The organism is Ruegeria haliotis, assembly GCF_013377785.1.
In the GTDB taxonomy this organism is placed as follows: Bacteria; Pseudomonadota; Alphaproteobacteria; order Rhodobacterales; family Rhodobacteraceae; genus Ruegeria; species Ruegeria haliotis.
The window spans coordinates 71,018-86,126 of sequence record NZ_JABXWT010000015.1; the positions used below are offsets into that span (position 1 = coordinate 71,018).

Sequence of the window (15,109 nt, forward strand, 5' to 3'; positions counted from 1 at the left end):
CCGCCTGTCGATCGGGCATTTGAAATGCCCTCCTCCCGTTGGGCCCGGCGCCGCGCTGATGCGCGGCGCCTTTTCGTTTGTGGCAATGGTGGTAACTGGAACGACCGCGCCGCGCCTTTGGCGCGGCGCTATGCCCAACGCTGTAAAGCGCCCTTTGCAAAAAGGGCGCTTTCAGGGGCGGGAGGCTTTAGGCCTTGATGACGGTGTCGGGTGAAACGACATCAATCCCCAACGCTTTGCCGACGGCATCGTAAGTCAGCTGACCGGCGTGTACGTTCAGCCCTGCTAGCAGGTGTGGATCGTCCTGACAGGCTTTTTTCCATCCTTTGTCGGCCAGCGCCAACATGAACGGCATCGTTGCGTTGCCCAGGGCGATTGTCGAGGTCCGCGCAACGGCGCCCGGCATGTTGGCGACGCAGTAGTGCATAACGCCATCCACCTCATAAATCGGATCGGCATGCGTTGTGGCGCGCGAGGTTTCAAAGCAGCCGCCCTGATCGATGGCCACATCGACCAGCACAGCGCCGGGTTTCATTGTGGAAAGCTGCGCCCGCGAGATCAGCTTAGGTGCCGCGGCACCGGGAATCAGAACAGCGCCGATGACCATATCGGCGGTCTGGATCAGTTCTGCAGTTGCACCAGCGGTGGAGTACTGGCTTTTGAAGGTGCCGCCGAAGACATCATCCAGGTACCGCAAGCGTGGCAGTGAGCGATCCAGAACGGTCACATCCGCGCCCATGCCTGCCGCGATCTTTGCTGCGTGGGTGCCGACCACACCACCACCGATGACGACCACATTGGCGGGGCCAACCCCGGGTACGCCGCCCATCAGAACGCCGCGACCGCCATTGGCCTTCTGCAATGTCCAAGATCCGACCTGAGGCGCCAGCCGCCCCGCGACTTCGGACATGGGAGCCAGAAGGGGCAGACCGCCATTGGGATCTGTTACGGTTTCATAGGCAATCGCCGTACAGCCCGATTCCAGCAGATCATGCGTCTGATCCGGATCCGGTGCCAGGTGCAGATAGGTAAACAGCAGCTGCCCTTCGCGCAGCATCTTGCGTTCACCCGCCTGAGGCTCCTTGACCTTGACGATCATGTCGGCAGTGGCAAACACCTCTTCTGCCGTGTCCAGGATGCGGGCTCCGGCGGCGATGTAGGCTTCGTCGTCAAAGCCGGCTCCGATCCCGGCGCCGGTTTCGATTAGTACCTCATGACCACGCGCAACCGCTTCTTGTGCGGCGTTGGGGGTCACTCCAACACGGAACTCCTGGGGTTTGATTTCCTTGGGGCAGCCGATTTTCATGTGGGATCTCCGTTCATACACTGCCTAAATTATGTGCATTTTCCGGTGCAATTATTGTGAAACAATGCGTGCATATGGGCTTTCTTTTGAAAGATTTTCCCGTATTATCTATTTTCTTTGCAATGGATGTGCGTCAATGAGCATAGATGCGACAGATCGTAAGATTTTGGCTGCTCTGCAACGAAATGGCCGGATGTCGAATGCGGAACTGTCCGATCAGGTGAACCTGTCCCCGTCTGCCTGCCACAGGCGGGTGCAGCGGTTAGAGCTGGACGGATATATTCGCAATTACGTCGCCCTGCTGGACGCCCGCAAGATGAATGTGCCCACGACGGTGTTTGTCGAGATCACGCTACAGGGGCAGGCCGAAGAGGTTCTGGACGCCTTCGAAAAGGCAGTCGCGCGTATCCCGGACGTGCTGGAATGCCATCTGATGGCGGGGACAGCGGATTACATCCTGAAGGTGGTTGCTGAGAACACCGAAGATTTTGCCCGCATCCACAGGCAATATCTGTCGCGTTTGCCAGGGGTCGCCCAGATGCAAAGTTCGTTTGCCTTGCGCACGGTGTTCAAGACCACTGCGCTGCCGGTTTGATGTTCAGACGGGGCCTGGGTAGGTGAACAAAGCCAAATGCAGAAAGTTAAAGCTGAAGTGCATTGCTACAGACACCCATAAACGACCCGTTGCAAAGTAACCTAGCCCGCAGCCCAATCCCAAGATTGACGCGAACACCACCAGAGCAAAGCCGCCACTAAAATGTGCGAGTCCAAACAAAAGGCTTGCCGCTACAATCCCGGCTGCAGCGCCGACACGAGATGTGATCGCGGATTGCAGATAGCCACGAAAAAAGGCCTCTTCTGCCAAGCAAGTCATGAAGAGATTGGATAGTGCGAAGACCAACCACCATGGCGGTAAGCCAACTTCGAGGCGTATTGCACCAGCACCTAAACCCACAGCAAATAAAAGCGGCAGTATTGCCAGGCCAGGGATGAGAGTTGGAAAACTAGTTGCCCTCGTATTGTTCAACATTCCCGGCCAAGCCAACAGGACCGCGAAAAAGATCATCGGTTTGTCCACGTTCAGAAACATCGTGAAATCGGCGCTGCGCGCGCCAGCCTGTACCTGATCCAATATTTGCAGATTATTAAAGCCGGGAACTAGATGAGCGCCCAATGCCAGACACCAAAGGATCAGCGCAACGTGTCCAACCCCGGCTGCCCAGCCAGACAAGCGTGGAAGGCAACGCGCGCCCAGAAGACCAAAACCGATCATTGCCATGGCCAGAGGCGATATCAGCCCGATAACCAATGAGACACTCGCGAACACAGCCAGCAAAGCCACGCTTAGGGCGGATCGCCTCGCCAGCGCCGCGACTTGCGCGGTGATCAGGATCAGCCAGGACCAGATTTCTGGCAGAAATGAGAGAAATTGCGGCACACTGGTCTCTTTGGTTTGATATTGGTTGTGATGCCTTGCAATTGTACCTTAGCGCAAGATACCGAGTTGATCTGCTTGGGCCGTTCGCAAGTGTTGCGGCAATTCTGACGCTTGTATCCCCGGCGCGAGACGTCCACATTCAGACGAATACAGCGCAGCTCGCCCTGCGCCGAAATTGCTTTGCAGGTTCGGTCCCGACAGATCAGAGCATTGCGGTGGCATCAATTTATCCGATGACATCAGGCGGTTACACAGATCCGGTACGATCCGAACCCGATGACTGAGAAGGAGCAGACTTTGGCATACGAAAACAACAGCGCCCCCAAAGACTGGCTTGAAGCCGAGTTGGAAGACACGCTGGACGAAGATTTCGAGATCGAATTCAGCGAACCGATGCTCTCGGTGGAAGTTCGCAAGATCTATCGCGAGCAGCATCCGGATATGCTGGATCGCACGGTCTATTTCCGCAACCTGCTGCGGCTGCAGGCCGAATTGATCCGGGTGCAGGATTGGGTTCAGCACACCGGTGCCAAGGTTTGCATCCTGTTCGAAGGCCGTGACAGTGCGGGCAAAGGGGGTGTGATAAAACGCATCACTCAGCGGTTGAACCCGCGCGTCGCGCGCGTGGTCGCCTTGCCGGCACCCAGCCGCCGCGAGCAGAGCCAATGGTATTTCCAGCGCTACGTGCCGCATCTGCCTGCAGCGGGCGAGATCGTTCTGTTCGACCGCTCCTGGTACAACAGGGCCGGGGTCGAGCGGGTGATGGGCTTTGCGTCGGATGATCAGGTCGAACAGTTTTTTCAGGACGTTCCGGAGTTTGAACGCATGTTGGTGCGGTCGGGGATCATTCTGCTGAAATATTGGTTCTCGATCACGGATGAGGAACAGCAATTGCGATTCCTCATGCGCATTCATGATCCGATGAAGCAGTGGAAACTGTCGCCGATGGATCTGGAATCCCGCATCCGCTGGGAATCCTATACCAAAGCCAAAGAGGATATGTTCTTCCGCACCAACATCCCCGAGGCGCCCTGGTACATCGTGGAAGGTAATGACAAGAAACGCGAGCGCCTGAACTGTATCGAGGACTTGTTGACCAGAATCCCTTATGAGGATGTGCCACAGGAAAAGGTCAACCTGCCGGACCGCCGATACAACCCGGACTACGAACGCCGGGTTTTGCCGGATGAGTTATACGTGCCAAAGGTTTATTGACGTTTCCGGCGGTGATGCGAGGCAGGCAACCTGCCTCGCACCGGGTTATCAATCAGGCGGCGTCCAACATGCAGTTCATGTCGAAATAGTTGAACACAAAGATGTCGCCGGTGCCATCACCCGCCATGTCTGAGCAGGTCGAGACGGTTTCTTCAACCGGCTCGGTCTCGCTAACCATGACAGGGTCTATATCGTCCTCGGTGGTTTCAGGCGGGGTCATCCCGTCGTCATCCCATACGAACTGATCAAGATTTGATCGCAGGTCTTCGATAAATGCCTCGATCTCAGCAAGGAAGGCAGCAACGTCGAAACATCCTTCCGCCGGTTCCTCGGTTCCGGGTGTCTCGGTTTCCGGCTCTTCAGTATCGGTGACATCGGTACCGGGTTCTTCGGTTTCCGGCTCTTCAGTATCGGTGACGTCGGTACCGGGTTCTTCGGTTTCCGGTTCTTCAGTATCGGTGACATCGGTACCGGGTTCTTCGGTTTCCGGCTCTTCAGTGTCAGTGACGTCGGTTCCGGGCTCTTCGGTTTCCGGTTCTTCAGTGTCGGTAACGTCGGTGCCCGGCTCTTCGGTTTCCGGTTCTTCGGTTTCGGGTGTTTCAGGTACCGGTGGCTCTTCAGTCTCGGTGACGTCGGTTTCAGGGGGTTCGGTCACTGGCTGTTCTGGTTCGACAACCTCTTCCTCCGGCGGAACAGGAGCAGGGGGCGTTGTGCCGCCATTATCCAGCATGACCTCGGCACTCGTTTCAGCGAAATTCTGGGTTACCATGACAGCATCGAATCCCTGCATGTCCCCGGTTTCGATCCCAATCCCGATATATCGGAAATCCGGGTTCAGAATGTTGGCCCGGTGGCCGGGGCTGTTCATCAGGTTCTGGTGCAGCTGTGCGACATCGTCGCTGATGCCGGGGGCGCCACGTTCGGATTGCCACGCGATATTTTCGCCGGTGCGCCAGCTTCCTTCAAGATCGAAACCGGCAGCTTCCATCCGCTGGGTCGCAGTGGACCCGCCCGATCCGGTGTGGCTGAACGTATCCGTGCCCAGCATCCATGCGCTGTGATCCTCGGACGAGTCGTTCAACTGAGTCTCCAGTTGCAGTGCTTCCAGCCCACGTGATGTGCGCTCCTGGTTAATAAGCGTCAACATTTCACGTTCGAAACTACTTGCAGTCGACATTTTTGCCTCCGTTTGGTTGTGCGTCTTTGCAGACCGGGCCAGTTACAGAGGGCTGTGTCGGTGCCGATAGGGGCGTTGCAATCTAAGGCGGATTTTGGCGGTGCAGTGCTACCAAAGCGAGATTCGCTGCGCTGCAAAATGCCGGGCAAAATGTTGCTGAGAGGGAAATGGCAGGTTGCCGCACGCGCGGGACCCATGTCGGCGGAATGTGTCCGACCCTGAAAACGACAAACCCCCGGGCAATGCCTCGGGGGTCGTCAAATAGTGTCATCCAAAGCTGGACGAGCTCGGATCTCAGAGGAGACCTTCGCGCTGTGCTTTCTTACGTGCCAGTTTACGGGCACGGCGGATCGCTTCAGCTTTCTCGCGCGCTTTTTTCTCGGACGGTTTCTCGAAATGTTGCTTGAGCTTCATTTCGCGGAACACGCCTTCGCGCTGCAGCTTTTTCTTCAGGGCACGAAGCGCCTGATCGACGTTATTGTCGCGAACACTAACCTGCATGTGGTTGTCACCACCTTTCTAGATAGAGTTGCAAGGAAATTGCAGGAATTGGCCGTATAGCAAAGCGCCTCTATCTTGTCTAGTACTGGGCCTGAGAACCGGAGAACCGCCATGACCCCTACTTATGAAGATGCAAAACAGCAACTTTTGGACGCGATGCTGAACCACGTTCCGTTCGATGGCTGGTCTGAAACAAGCTTTCGCGCAGCAATTGCAGACTGCGATCTGGATGATGGTTTGGCGCGGGCAGTTTGCCCACGCGGTGCGGTTGATCTGGCGCTTGCTTATCACGCGCGCGGTGACGCAGCCATGCTGGAACGGATCAAGACCGAAGACATGAGCGATCTTAAATTCCGGGACAAGATCGCCGCTGCGGTACGCTTCCGGCTTGAAGCGGTCGAGGACAAAGAGCTTGTGCGTCGGGGGATGACGTTGTTTTCGTTACCCTCGCATGCTGGCGCGGGGGCAAAGGCGGTCTGGCAGACGTGTGACTTGATTTGGGACGCGCTGGGCGACACCTCTGATGATGTGAACTGGTATACGAAACGTGCCACGTTGTCGGGTGTGTATTCCTCGACATTGCTGTTCTGGCTGGGGGATGACAGCCCGGACCATCAACGCACATGGGAGTTTCTGGCTCGCCGCATTGCCGATGTCATGCAGTTCGAAAAGCTCAAGGCGCAGGTGAATGAAAACCCTTTGCTCAAACCGTTTCTCGCGGTTCCGAACTGGCTGGCCAGTCAGGTGAAGGCGCCGGATAAGATGCGCGCCGATTTGCCCGGAATGCTCAACCCGAAAAAGTGACGTTTTCTTGCTGCTGGGCCTTTGTTCGGATGCCTGCTAGGCATTGGACAAAGGAGATTTGCCGATGACTCAGATGATGCGTGCTGTTGAGATTTCCAAGCCGGGCGGCCCCGATGTTTTGCAGTCGACCGAACGCCCGGTGCCCGGCCCGGAAGCAGGCCAGGTTATCCTCAAAGTGGCTTATGCGGGGGTGAACCGACCGGATGCATTGCAGCGCGCCGGGGCTTATGATCCGCCGCCGGGCGCAAGTGATCTGCCGGGGCTGGAAGCATCTGGCGAAGTGGTTGCGGTGGGGTCTGGCGTCGAAGATGTGTCGATCGGTGACAAGGTCTGCGCCCTTCTGCCCGGAGGTGGATACGCGGAATACGTTGCCACTCCCGCTGCCCATTGCCTGCCTGTGCCGCAGGGAATGGGTATGAAAGAGGCCGCTTGCTTGCCCGAAACATGCTTCACCGTCTGGTCCAACGTCTTCACCCGTGGTGGCCTGCAAGCCGGAGAGCGGTTTCTGGTTCATGGCGGTTCCAGCGGGATTGGGACCACGGCGATCCAGCTTGCCAATGCTTTTGGGGCCCGTGTTTTTGCCACTGCCGGGTCGGATGAAAAATGCGACGCTTGCGTCAGGTTGGGGGCCGAGAAGGCGATCAACTACCGGGATGAGGATTTTGTGGGCGTCATGCGGGCCGAGGGCGGCGCGAACCTGATCCTGGACATGGTCGGTGGCGACTACATCCCGCGCAACGTCAAAGCGCTGGCCGAGGATGGGCGTCTGGTACAGATCGCCTTTCTGCAAGGGCCGAAAGTCGAGCTGAACTTTGCCATGATGATGGTGAAACGATTGACCCTGACCGGCAGCACGCTGCGCCCTCAAAGCGATCTGGCCAAGGCGGAGATTGCGCAGGATCTGCGCGAGGCGGTTTGGCCCCTGCTCGAAGCTGGCAAGGTTGCACCGGTCATGGATAGTGAATTTGACCTGTCCGACGCCGCAGCGGCCCATGCGCGAATGGAAAGCTCAGGCCATATCGGGAAAATCGTATTGAAAGTGTCTGGCTGACATACTGATGCGCGGGTTTGTCCCGCGCATCCTCAAACGTTCAGGCAACCGCGCGGCGGTACAGGTGCCAGGTGGCGTGACCCAGAACTGGCATGACCACGATCAGCCCCAATAGCATTGGAATTGCACCGAGAACCAACAGCGCCGCCACAATGAAACCCCACGCCAGAATGACTCCCGGATTGTGACGCAGCACGCGGAATGAGGTGACAACGGCCACTGGAAGCCCGACTTTGCGGTCCAGCAATAGGGGAAAGCTGACAACACTGATGGCCAGCGCGCAAAGGGCAAACAGGAACCCTGCGGTGGTTCCAAAGATGATCATGGTCCACCCCGCACCGGTTGTGAATATCTGCGCGGCAAACGCGCTGAGCGATGCGGGTGGTTCCGGGCCAAGTGTGTGTACATAGATGCTCTGCGCGACCATCAGCCAGATCAGCAACAACATCACGAGATAGAAACCCAGCACCAGGATAGCGCCAAACGACGGAGATCGGAAAACGCTGAACGCATCCAGCCAATGCACTTCGTTGCCCTGTTCACGCTTGCGGCTGATTTCGTATAGCCCTACAGCCGCCACGGGGCCGATCAGGGCAAAGCCCGCAACCAATGGGGCCAGCAGCGGCACCATGTTCATGTTGAACCCCAGCCCGAACATCAATAGCCCGGCAATAGGGTAGATCAGCACGATAAATATCACGTCGGCGCGGGTTTCCAGAAAGTCGTGGTATCCCGCCTTCAGGCAGGCGCGTAAATCCTGCAAAGTCAGCGTCTGTACCATGGGCAGATGCTTTGTGTCTGAACTGCCAATCCGGGATACGCTTTCCGTGACATGATCACCAGAGGCACCCAGATTTTGGGTCACCCAACTGATCGGATTACCGATTGTTTTTGCCATGTTCATTCCCTTCCCTGGCGCGGGTGCGCCGCGGAGTGAATCCGGCATCAGGTTGCCCATGGCCGGACCGACCGGCAACGCCTGCTGTCAGTATAGCACAGTTTGATATTTCACTGAATCACCACTGCGAGATCGCCTGATTGCCCTGTCGCGCAGGCATGTTAGCTTAGCATCAGGCAAGAGGAGGTCAGCATGCAGCAAACAGCGCGTACGGTTGTCATTCATGAATTCGGCGGCCCCGAGGTTTTACAGGTAGAAGACAGGCAATTGGGGGATCCCGGGCCGGGTGAGGTGCGTATTCGTCACCATGCCTGCGGATTGAATTTTATTGATGTATATCAACGTACTGGCCTGTATCCATTGGACCTGCCACACGCGCTGGGCATGGAAGCTGCAGGCCTGATCGAGGCGGTGGGTGAAGGGGTGACACATCTGGAACCGGGCCAGCGTGCGGCATATGCTGCAACGCCGTCTGGTGCGTATTGCGAGGCGCGGGTGATGCCAGCGGCGCAGGTCTGCCCGCTACCGGATGGAATTTCTTTCGATGCCGCGGCAGCGATGATGCTCAAGGGTATGACAGTGGAATACCTGTTTCATCGAACCACTCCGCTGAAACGGGGGGATACGGTTCTGTTTCATGCGGCGGCCGGTGGTGTCGGGTTGATTGCCTGCCAATGGGCAAAGTCCGAAGGCATCACCCTGATCGGTACGGCCGGGACAGATGAAAAATGCAGTCTGGCCCAATTCAACGGTGCTGCGCATTGCATCAATTACCGAACTGAGAATTTCGCCGAGCGGGTGGCTGAAATCACCCAAGGTAAAGGCGTGAACGTCGTAATGGACTCGGTCGGGGCGGATACGTTCGAAGGGTCGCTGGATTGCCTGAAGCCTCTGGGCATGATGATATCCTTCGGTAATGCCTCGGGTCCGGTGCCGCCGCTGAATATCGGAATTCTCGGACAGAAAGGGTCGCTCAAGATCACCCGGCCAACTTTGTTCACGCATATTTCCGACCAAACGGTCTGCCAGGCAATGGCGCGACGCCTGTTTGGCAAGGTCGAGGGCGGTGAGGTCAAGATCCATATCGATCAGCGTTTCCCGCTGGATCAGGTCGCGGACGCGCATCGCGCGCTTGAGGCGCGGCAGACTACTGGCAGTACAATCTTGGACATTTGACCAAAAAGACCCGGCGCTGAACGCCGGGTCCGGTCAATTTCAAAGCGATAGCCTCAGAATCGGTAGGCTGCTCGGATCTGAAGGGTGGTTGCGTCTACATCCACACCTGATGAGTTGAAGTTGTCAAATTCATGGTACAGCAGTTCACCGGCAATGCTGACATTGGGGGCGACGATCTGCTCATAGCCTGCGCCGATGAACCAGCCATTATCGCTGCCCAGATTGTCGGTACTTGCATCGGCATATCCTGCAGTGCCGTAAAGCAGGCCTTGCGGGTTCACTTTGTAACCAGCGCGCGCCTTGATGCGCCAGACATCCTCGACCGTGGCGGCGCTGGACAGGTTTATGTCGGTCCAGTCGTAATCGAAACCACCACCGACGACCCAGTCGCCCAGATCATAGTCGTACCCCAGAATGATACCGCCGATCAGGCCGTCGCCGTCAACACCGGACAGGTTGGTGTCCACATCGGCGTAACCGATTTGCGCACCACCATAAAACCCGGTCCAGTTGCCCGAAGATTGTGCCATGGCTGATCCTGCCGCCAGAGTCGCGACAGCGGTTGCGAGTGCCAATTTACCTGTCATCTCATTCTTCCTTTTGTTCGAATTTCTGTACCGCAGGCGTGGAATTCACCTGTGCGCGTGTACAGACTCATACGCTCCGGTCCGAAGACCGGATCACTGAAGTTCTACGTATTCCGACCCGAATTGCGGCATGTCCGAATGCTCACGGAAGCCTGCGCCCATTAAAATTGGGCGCTTATTTTCTGAATAGATAGGTGCCAAATATAGTGGCTTCAAACGACAAGCGGCGGCGGAACAATCCGCCGCCGACATGTCTGAATTCTTCAGCGGATTATTGCTGCAGCTCTGCCGGGTCTTTGTCGGCAATGTCTTCCCAGTTGACGTCAGCACGTTGGTTGAAGCCCGGGATGTCGCCTTCCCAACGTTCTTGGATATCCTTCGACAGGTTCAGGTACAGCTTGTTGTCGACGATTTTCCAGTAGGTCGGGTCGCCGTCAAACTTGAAGCCCATCGCGGTGCCGAATGCGCAGTAGCCACCATAGGCGGGCAGGTAGGCTTCAGGGTTTGCTTCGAATGCGACTTTGTTCTCTTCCGAGGCAAAGCGGTACAGCGCGTCGTTGTGCAGCGTGGTGATCTTGTAATCGCCCTTGGTTGCCTCGCCTACGGTGAAATAGGCAACCGGGTCATAACCCTGCATGGCGAGACCGGTCGAGCTTGCGTTGATTTCAACGCCAGCCGCCAGAGCCGAAGTTGCGATTGCTACGGACAGCGCGACGCCGCCGACCAGAGATTTAAACGTGTTCATAGCTTTACCTTTCGTGAGTTGGGCCTCCATGGTCACTATATTCGTGACTGGTGGTCCCAGAGATTTTGTCCTGTGCAGCCGGTAATTGACCGTCACGAGAATTCAGGTGGGAAGCGGTCGGATCACGTTCAAAGCAATCAATTGTGATTGTGCGGACGTGAAGGGTATCTGTTCAAAAATGCAAAGAGTGATCAGAGATCGGGCCTTAGCGCGATCACGAAATCGGTAACTTTGTACGCAGACATTTCGCAGGGGCGCAGCAAGGCACCGCTGTTCCGCGTCTGATACAGGTTCAGACTGACGTAATCCGGACCACCCAGTTCGTGTGCCACCAGTTTGTGCGATTTGCCTGCTGCCATCACCCGACGGGAGACAACATATCGCCGGGTATCTGTCGTGCCGGTAAACGTACCCAGAGGCAGGGCAAAAAATGCCGTCAGAAAAGTTTCTGATGCGGTCACGGTTTTCCGATTTTTGGTTCTGTACCGGCTTTGATACGGGCAACATTGGCGTTGTGACGCCAGTAGACCAGCATTGTCAGTATTATCCCCAGAAAGAAGGCCGACCCATCTGTCAGAACAACGATCCACGTCGTGGACAGAGCGGCCGCTGCCAAGGCACCGACGGATGAGATCCGCCAGATTGCGGCCGCCGCAAGCCAGGTCAGACAGCAGGCAATCCCGACACGCCAGTCCAGCGCCAGCCAAAGGCCCAGAAATGTTGCGACACCCTTGCCGCCCTTGAAGCCCAGCCAGACCGGAAAACAGTGGCCCAGAAACGCAGCCAGTGCGGCGATCTGCGCGGCATCATCCCCGGCAAAGGCACGGGCCAGAAGCACGGCTGCCGCCCCTTTGGCGGCATCAAACAGCAAGGTCAGTGCGGCGGCAGCCTTGTTTCCGGTGCGCAATACGTTCGTGGCGCCGATATTGCCCGATCCGATCTGGCGCAAATTGCCCAGCCCCATGATCCGCGCAATAAGCATTCCAAACGGGATCGACCCCATCAGATACCCGAGGGCAGCCCAAAGGATCAGCTGCGTGGTTGTACTGTCGATCAGGGGCATCAGGGTCTCCGGTAGATTTCTTTGCCAGCAACATAGGTTGCGGTGACCTTACCTTGCATCCGCTGCCCGTCAAACGGCGTGTTTTGTGATTTGGATTTCAGCGTGAACCGATCAAGTACAAAGGGCACATCGGGGTCAAACAACACCAGATCGGCTGGGGCGCCTTCGGACAGGCGACCACTGTTCAGTCCGAGACGTTTTGCCGGGTTCAACGCCATGGCGCGGAACAGCGTCGGTAGATCCAACTGACCCGAATGATAGAGCCGCAGCGCCGCCGGGAGCAATGTTTCCAACGCGACCGCGCCCGAGGCGGCCTCTTCGAATGGCAGGCGTTTGCTTTCTTCGTCCTGCGGTGTGTGCATTGAGCTGATCGTGTCAATCAACCCGCTGCGTACCGCCTCGATCACGGCTTGCCGATCATCTTCGGACCGCAGGGGCGGCTTGACCTTGAAGAAGGTGCGATAGTCGGCCACGTCCAGTTCGTTCAACGTCAGATGATGGATCGAGGTGCCAGCGGTGATATCCAGCCCATTCCCTTTGGCCCGTTCCAGCGCGGGCAGAGCACGTGCAGTGGTGATCTGATCCGCATGGTACGCCGCCCCCGTCATTTCCAGCAGGGCGATGTCGCGGTCCAGTCCCATGCGCTCGGCCCGTGCGGATACGGCGGGAAGGCCGCGCAGTGCGGCGAACTTACCACTGGTTGCGGCGGTCCCGGCGCTGAGTCCCGGCTCCTGCGGGTGGGCGATAACCAAAGCGCCGCAGGAGCGGGCATAGGTCAAAGCGCGCGAGAAAACCTTGGTGTTGGCGACGACATGGTCACAGTCGGTGAAAGCAACTGCGCCTGCATCCAGCAGAAACCCGATCTCGGTCATTTCGCGCCCTTCGCGCCCTTTGGTCAGGGCAGCCATGGGCAATACGTTGACCGGCGCGTCTGCTTGCGCGCGGCGGGTGACGAATTCCAGTGTTTCAGGTGTGTCGATGGCGGGGCTGGTGTCGGGGCGGGTGATGATGGTGGTCACGCCCCCGGCAGCAGCGGCGAGCCCCGCTGATTTATAGCTTTCCTTGTGCCGCTCGCCCGGCTCACAAACTTTGACGCCGATATCGACGATACCGGGCGCGAGGCATTTGCCATTGCAGTCGATAACCTGAGCATCCGTTGTCGGGGCATTCCCGTCGCCGCGCGCCGCGATGCGTCCGCCGACCACGTGCAGCCAACCGATGCTGTCCGTGCCGGTTTCCGGGTCGATCAGGCGGGCATTGGTGAAAATTGAATTGCTCATGGCAATGCCCTTTCAATCGCGGCTTTGGTGGCTGCTGGGTCCGCTTGGTATTTGATCAGGTGTTTGTCGCCGCTTTTGGTGACGATCTGGACAAAGCTGCCCATCGTGTTGACCGCAGCGACCTGGTTCAGGGGTATGACACGTGGGCCGGGGCCGGTCAGAGTGGTGTCGCTCATCTCCCACTTGGTGGCCAGCTCTTCCGAGGCCAGATACCAGGCGCGGATGCCGATGGCGGCCAGACCTGCTGGCGCGCCGGTCCAGATGTAGGGATTGCTGAGCAGCCACAGCACGATCATCGCCGCGGCCATGGCTCCGGCGGCCAGCCAAGTGTTTGTGCGGATATAGGCCCCTTTATCCGGCGTGAAGATCACAGGATCAGCCATAGGGCACCTCCGACAGCCAGAAGGATGACAAGAGCCAGAATGGCGGAGCCAATGCGGTGAGGCTGACCGATCCCTTCAGTGCTACCTTGCGGGGCAGAGAACGGTTTGGCGCTGTCGGTCTCGATGACTCCGCCGGACCAGCTTGTTGCGTCTTCGGTGTACAGGCCGATCAGGCGGAGTTTCGGGTCCGGGTTCAGCGTCGCTGCGTGCCCGCCAAAAGCGGCGCTGCGCAAGACCATCACCCAGCCGTCGATGGCCTGAAGCGCGTCGCGATCCAGTTGATCCTCGGAGATACCGCAGCCTTCATTGAGATAACCGAAAAGTCCCAGATCCTCGAGGTCGGAGACAGGGAAGATATCGATCTGTTCAGGGTCCAACCCGGCAACCCCTAGTAGCTGATCGATTGCGCCGGGTTCGCGCAGGAACTTTGCCTCTTCCGGGCGCATGTCCAGTGCAAACAGGCGCACAACGCCGTGCTCGTGAGGGGCGACAGTCAGATCGCTCATGCGGCTTCACCTAGATTGCGGGCCAGCAACTCCATCGCGGCCATACGGACCGCGACACCCATTTCGACCTGTTCCTGGATGACGGAACGGTTGATGTCGTCGGCCAGAACGCCGTCGATTTCAACGCCTCTGTTCATCGGGCCGGGGTGCATGACGATGGCATCGGGCTTGGCCAGCGCCAGCTTGGCGGCGTCCAGTCCGTAACGATGATAGTATTCCCGCTCGGACGGGATAAAGCCGCCATCCATCCGCTCTTTCTGAAGGCGCAGCATCATCACGACGTCGACGTCCTTAAGGCCCTCGTTCATGTCGTCGTAAATCTCGGCACCGAATTCCGAAAACTGTGAGGGCACCAGTGTCGGTGGGCCGATCAGGCGGATGCGGTTTTCCATCTTGCCCAGCAGGATCAGATTGGACCGGGCCACTCGGGAATGTGCAACGTCGCCGCAGATGGCGATGTTCAGACGATGCAGCCGCCCTTTGGCGCGACGAATGGTCAGCGCGTCCAGCAGGGCCTGCGTCGGGTGTTCATGCCGCCCGTCACCTGCGTTCAGCACGGCGCAATTTACCTTTTGTGCCAGAAGATCGACTGCGCCAGAGTGAGGGTGGCGCACCACCAGCAAATCGGGATGCATCGCGTTCAGCGTCATCGCCGTGTCGATCAGCGTCTCGCCCTTTTTGATCGAACTGGCCTGCATCGCCATGTTCATCACATCGGCGCCCAGCCGTTTGCCGGCTATCTCGAAGCTGGCCTGCGTGCGGGTCGAGTTTTCAAAAAACATGTTGATCTGGGTCAGCCCGGCCAGAACGTCCGAGTGTTTGGCCGATTGCCGGTTCAGATCGACGTATTTTTCGGCCAGATCCAGAATGGCGGTGATATCGGATTGCGACAGATGCTCAATGCCAAGAAGGTGACGATGGGCGAAACGCATGGGGCGGGCTCCTGTCTGACAGTCGCGCCGGTTATAAGTTCGCAAAC

18 protein-coding genes are annotated in these 15,109 nt (G+C 57.8%); 5 read left to right on the top strand and 13 right to left on the bottom strand.

What is annotated here, in order from left to right:
• Positions 1-187 precede the first annotated feature (187 nt).
• Positions 188-1,306, bottom strand: a complete 1,119-nt coding sequence (ald, locus tag HW561_RS18910; protein ID WP_176866933.1) for an alanine dehydrogenase — start codon at positions 1,304-1,306, stop codon at positions 188-190.
• Between the two features lie 136 nt (positions 1,307-1,442).
• On the opposite strand from ald, the gene HW561_RS18915 reads away from it, so the two are divergent.
• Positions 1,443-1,901: an Lrp/AsnC family transcriptional regulator gene (locus tag HW561_RS18915; RefSeq protein WP_176866934.1), complete on the top strand. Its 459-nt coding sequence runs from the start codon at positions 1,443-1,445 to the stop codon at positions 1,899-1,901.
• Between the two features lie 3 nt (positions 1,902-1,904).
• On the opposite strand, the gene HW561_RS24210 is transcribed toward HW561_RS18915, so the two are convergent.
• A complete protein-coding gene (locus HW561_RS24210; protein ID WP_176866935.1) occupies positions 1,905-2,744 on the bottom strand; it encodes a CPBP family glutamic-type intramembrane protease in 840 nt (279 codons plus the stop codon).
• Between the two features lie 276 nt (positions 2,745-3,020).
• Here HW561_RS24210 and ppk2 point away from each other — a divergent pair, with 276 nt between their 5' ends.
• The gene (ppk2, locus tag HW561_RS18925; RefSeq protein ID WP_176866936.1) at positions 3,021-3,959 is read left to right on the top strand and encodes a polyphosphate kinase 2; all 939 of its coding nucleotides are present in this window, start codon (positions 3,021-3,023) and stop codon (positions 3,957-3,959) included.
• Positions 3,960-4,011: 52 nt separating this feature from the next.
• Here ppk2 and HW561_RS18930 read toward each other — a convergent pair whose 3' ends face one another.
• Together HW561_RS18930 and rpsU are read right to left on the bottom strand one after the other, a co-directional pair.
• Positions 4,012-5,136: a CAP domain-containing protein gene (locus HW561_RS18930; RefSeq protein ID WP_176866937.1), complete on the bottom strand. Its 1,125-nt coding sequence runs from the start codon at positions 5,134-5,136 to the stop codon at positions 4,012-4,014.
• 294 nt (positions 5,137-5,430) lie between these two features.
• Positions 5,431-5,637, bottom strand: a complete 207-nt coding sequence (gene rpsU / locus HW561_RS18935) for a 30S ribosomal protein S21 (RefSeq protein WP_005614280.1) — start codon at positions 5,635-5,637, stop codon at positions 5,431-5,433.
• Positions 5,638-5,748: 111 nt separating this feature from the next.
• On the opposite strand from rpsU, the gene HW561_RS18940 reads away from it, so the two are divergent.
• Together HW561_RS18940 and HW561_RS18945 are read left to right on the top strand one after the other, a co-directional pair.
• Entirely contained in the window at positions 5,749-6,441 is a 693-nt protein-coding gene (locus HW561_RS18940) for a COQ9 family protein (RefSeq protein WP_176866938.1), read from the top strand.
• 64 nt (positions 6,442-6,505) lie between these two features.
• Positions 6,506-7,492, top strand: coding sequence for an NAD(P)H-quinone oxidoreductase (locus HW561_RS18945; protein WP_176866939.1), 987 nt, complete (start codon positions 6,506-6,508; stop codon positions 7,490-7,492).
• A gap of 40 nt (positions 7,493-7,532) precedes the next feature.
• Here HW561_RS18945 and HW561_RS18950 read toward each other — a convergent pair whose 3' ends face one another.
• On the bottom strand, positions 7,533-8,390 hold the full coding sequence (locus HW561_RS18950; RefSeq protein ID WP_176866940.1) for a DUF2189 domain-containing protein: 858 nt from the start codon (positions 8,388-8,390) through the stop codon (positions 7,533-7,535).
• Positions 8,391-8,582: 192 nt separating this feature from the next.
• Here HW561_RS18950 and HW561_RS18955 point away from each other — a divergent pair, with 192 nt between their 5' ends.
• Entirely contained in the window at positions 8,583-9,566 is a 984-nt protein-coding gene (locus HW561_RS18955) for a quinone oxidoreductase family protein (RefSeq protein ID WP_176866941.1), read from the top strand.
• A gap of 53 nt (positions 9,567-9,619) precedes the next feature.
• Here HW561_RS18955 and HW561_RS18960 read toward each other — a convergent pair whose 3' ends face one another.
• From HW561_RS18960 to HW561_RS18995, 8 genes are all read right to left on the bottom strand, one after another.
• Positions 9,620-10,153 carry an outer membrane protein gene (locus HW561_RS18960; protein ID WP_176866942.1) on the bottom strand — a complete coding sequence of 178 codons (534 nt, stop codon included), beginning with the start codon at positions 10,151-10,153 and terminating at the stop codon, positions 9,620-9,622.
• 271 nt (positions 10,154-10,424) lie between these two features.
• On the bottom strand, positions 10,425-10,898 hold the full coding sequence (locus HW561_RS18965) for a YHS domain-containing (seleno)protein (protein ID WP_176866943.1): 474 nt from the start codon (positions 10,896-10,898) through the stop codon (positions 10,425-10,427).
• A 191-nt stretch (positions 10,899-11,089) separates the two neighbouring features.
• On the bottom strand, positions 11,090-11,359 hold the full coding sequence (locus HW561_RS18970) for a hypothetical protein (RefSeq protein ID WP_176866944.1): 270 nt from the start codon (positions 11,357-11,359) through the stop codon (positions 11,090-11,092).
• Entirely contained in the window at positions 11,356-11,961 is a 606-nt protein-coding gene (gene plsY, locus HW561_RS18975; RefSeq protein ID WP_176866945.1) for a glycerol-3-phosphate 1-O-acyltransferase PlsY, read from the bottom strand. The genes HW561_RS18970 and plsY overlap by 4 nt, the downstream gene beginning before the upstream one ends.
• A complete protein-coding gene (pyrC, locus tag HW561_RS18980) occupies positions 11,961-13,241 on the bottom strand; it encodes a dihydroorotase (protein WP_176866946.1) in 1,281 nt (426 codons plus the stop codon). The genes plsY and pyrC overlap by 1 nt, the downstream gene beginning before the upstream one ends.
• The gene (locus HW561_RS18985; RefSeq protein WP_176866947.1) at positions 13,238-13,624 is read right to left on the bottom strand and encodes a hypothetical protein; all 387 of its coding nucleotides are present in this window, start codon (positions 13,622-13,624) and stop codon (positions 13,238-13,240) included. Before HW561_RS18985 ends, pyrC begins: the two co-directional genes overlap by 4 nt.
• Positions 13,609-14,130 carry a hypothetical protein gene (locus HW561_RS18990; protein ID WP_176866948.1) on the bottom strand — a complete coding sequence of 174 codons (522 nt, stop codon included), beginning with the start codon at positions 14,128-14,130 and terminating at the stop codon, positions 13,609-13,611. Before HW561_RS18990 ends, HW561_RS18985 begins: the two co-directional genes overlap by 16 nt.
• Complete coding sequence (locus tag HW561_RS18995; protein ID WP_176866949.1) at positions 14,127-15,062, bottom strand: aspartate carbamoyltransferase catalytic subunit; 936 nt, start codon at positions 15,060-15,062, stop codon at positions 14,127-14,129. The genes HW561_RS18990 and HW561_RS18995 overlap by 4 nt, the downstream gene beginning before the upstream one ends.
• Positions 15,063-15,109 lie beyond the last annotated feature (47 nt).

Coding starts and splice junctions, on each gene's coding strand:
- HW561_RS18965 (WP_176866943.1), bottom strand. CDS start 10,898: ATGAACACGTTTAAATCTCTGGTCGGCGGCGTCGCGCTGTCCGTAGCA.
- ppk2 (WP_176866936.1), top strand. CDS start 3,021: ATGACTGAGAAGGAGCAGACTTTGGCATACGAAAACAACAGCGCCCCC.
- HW561_RS18940 (WP_176866938.1), top strand. CDS start 5,749: ATGACCCCTACTTATGAAGATGCAAAACAGCAACTTTTGGACGCGATG.
- HW561_RS18990 (WP_176866948.1), bottom strand. CDS start 14,130: ATGAGCGATCTGACTGTCGCCCCTCACGAGCACGGCGTTGTGCGCCTG.
- HW561_RS18950 (WP_176866940.1), bottom strand. CDS start 8,390: ATGGCAAAAACAATCGGTAATCCGATCAGTTGGGTGACCCAAAATCTG.
- HW561_RS18955 (WP_176866941.1), top strand. CDS start 8,583: ATGCAGCAAACAGCGCGTACGGTTGTCATTCATGAATTCGGCGGCCCC.
- rpsU (WP_005614280.1), bottom strand. CDS start 5,637: ATGCAGGTTAGTGTTCGCGACAATAACGTCGATCAGGCGCTTCGTGCC.
- ald (WP_176866933.1), bottom strand. CDS start 1,306: ATGAAAATCGGCTGCCCCAAGGAAATCAAACCCCAGGAGTTCCGTGTT.
- HW561_RS18985 (WP_176866947.1), bottom strand. CDS start 13,624: ATGGCTGATCCTGTGATCTTCACGCCGGATAAAGGGGCCTATATCCGC.
- HW561_RS18995 (WP_176866949.1), bottom strand. CDS start 15,062: ATGCGTTTCGCCCATCGTCACCTTCTTGGCATTGAGCATCTGTCGCAA.
- plsY (WP_176866945.1), bottom strand. CDS start 11,961: ATGCCCCTGATCGACAGTACAACCACGCAGCTGATCCTTTGGGCTGCC.
- HW561_RS18945 (WP_176866939.1), top strand. CDS start 6,506: ATGACTCAGATGATGCGTGCTGTTGAGATTTCCAAGCCGGGCGGCCCC.
- HW561_RS18915 (WP_176866934.1), top strand. CDS start 1,443: ATGAGCATAGATGCGACAGATCGTAAGATTTTGGCTGCTCTGCAACGA.
- HW561_RS18960 (WP_176866942.1), bottom strand. CDS start 10,153: ATGACAGGTAAATTGGCACTCGCAACCGCTGTCGCGACTCTGGCGGCA.
- pyrC (WP_176866946.1), bottom strand. CDS start 13,241: ATGAGCAATTCAATTTTCACCAATGCCCGCCTGATCGACCCGGAAACC.
- HW561_RS18930 (WP_176866937.1), bottom strand. CDS start 5,136: ATGTCGACTGCAAGTAGTTTCGAACGTGAAATGTTGACGCTTATTAAC.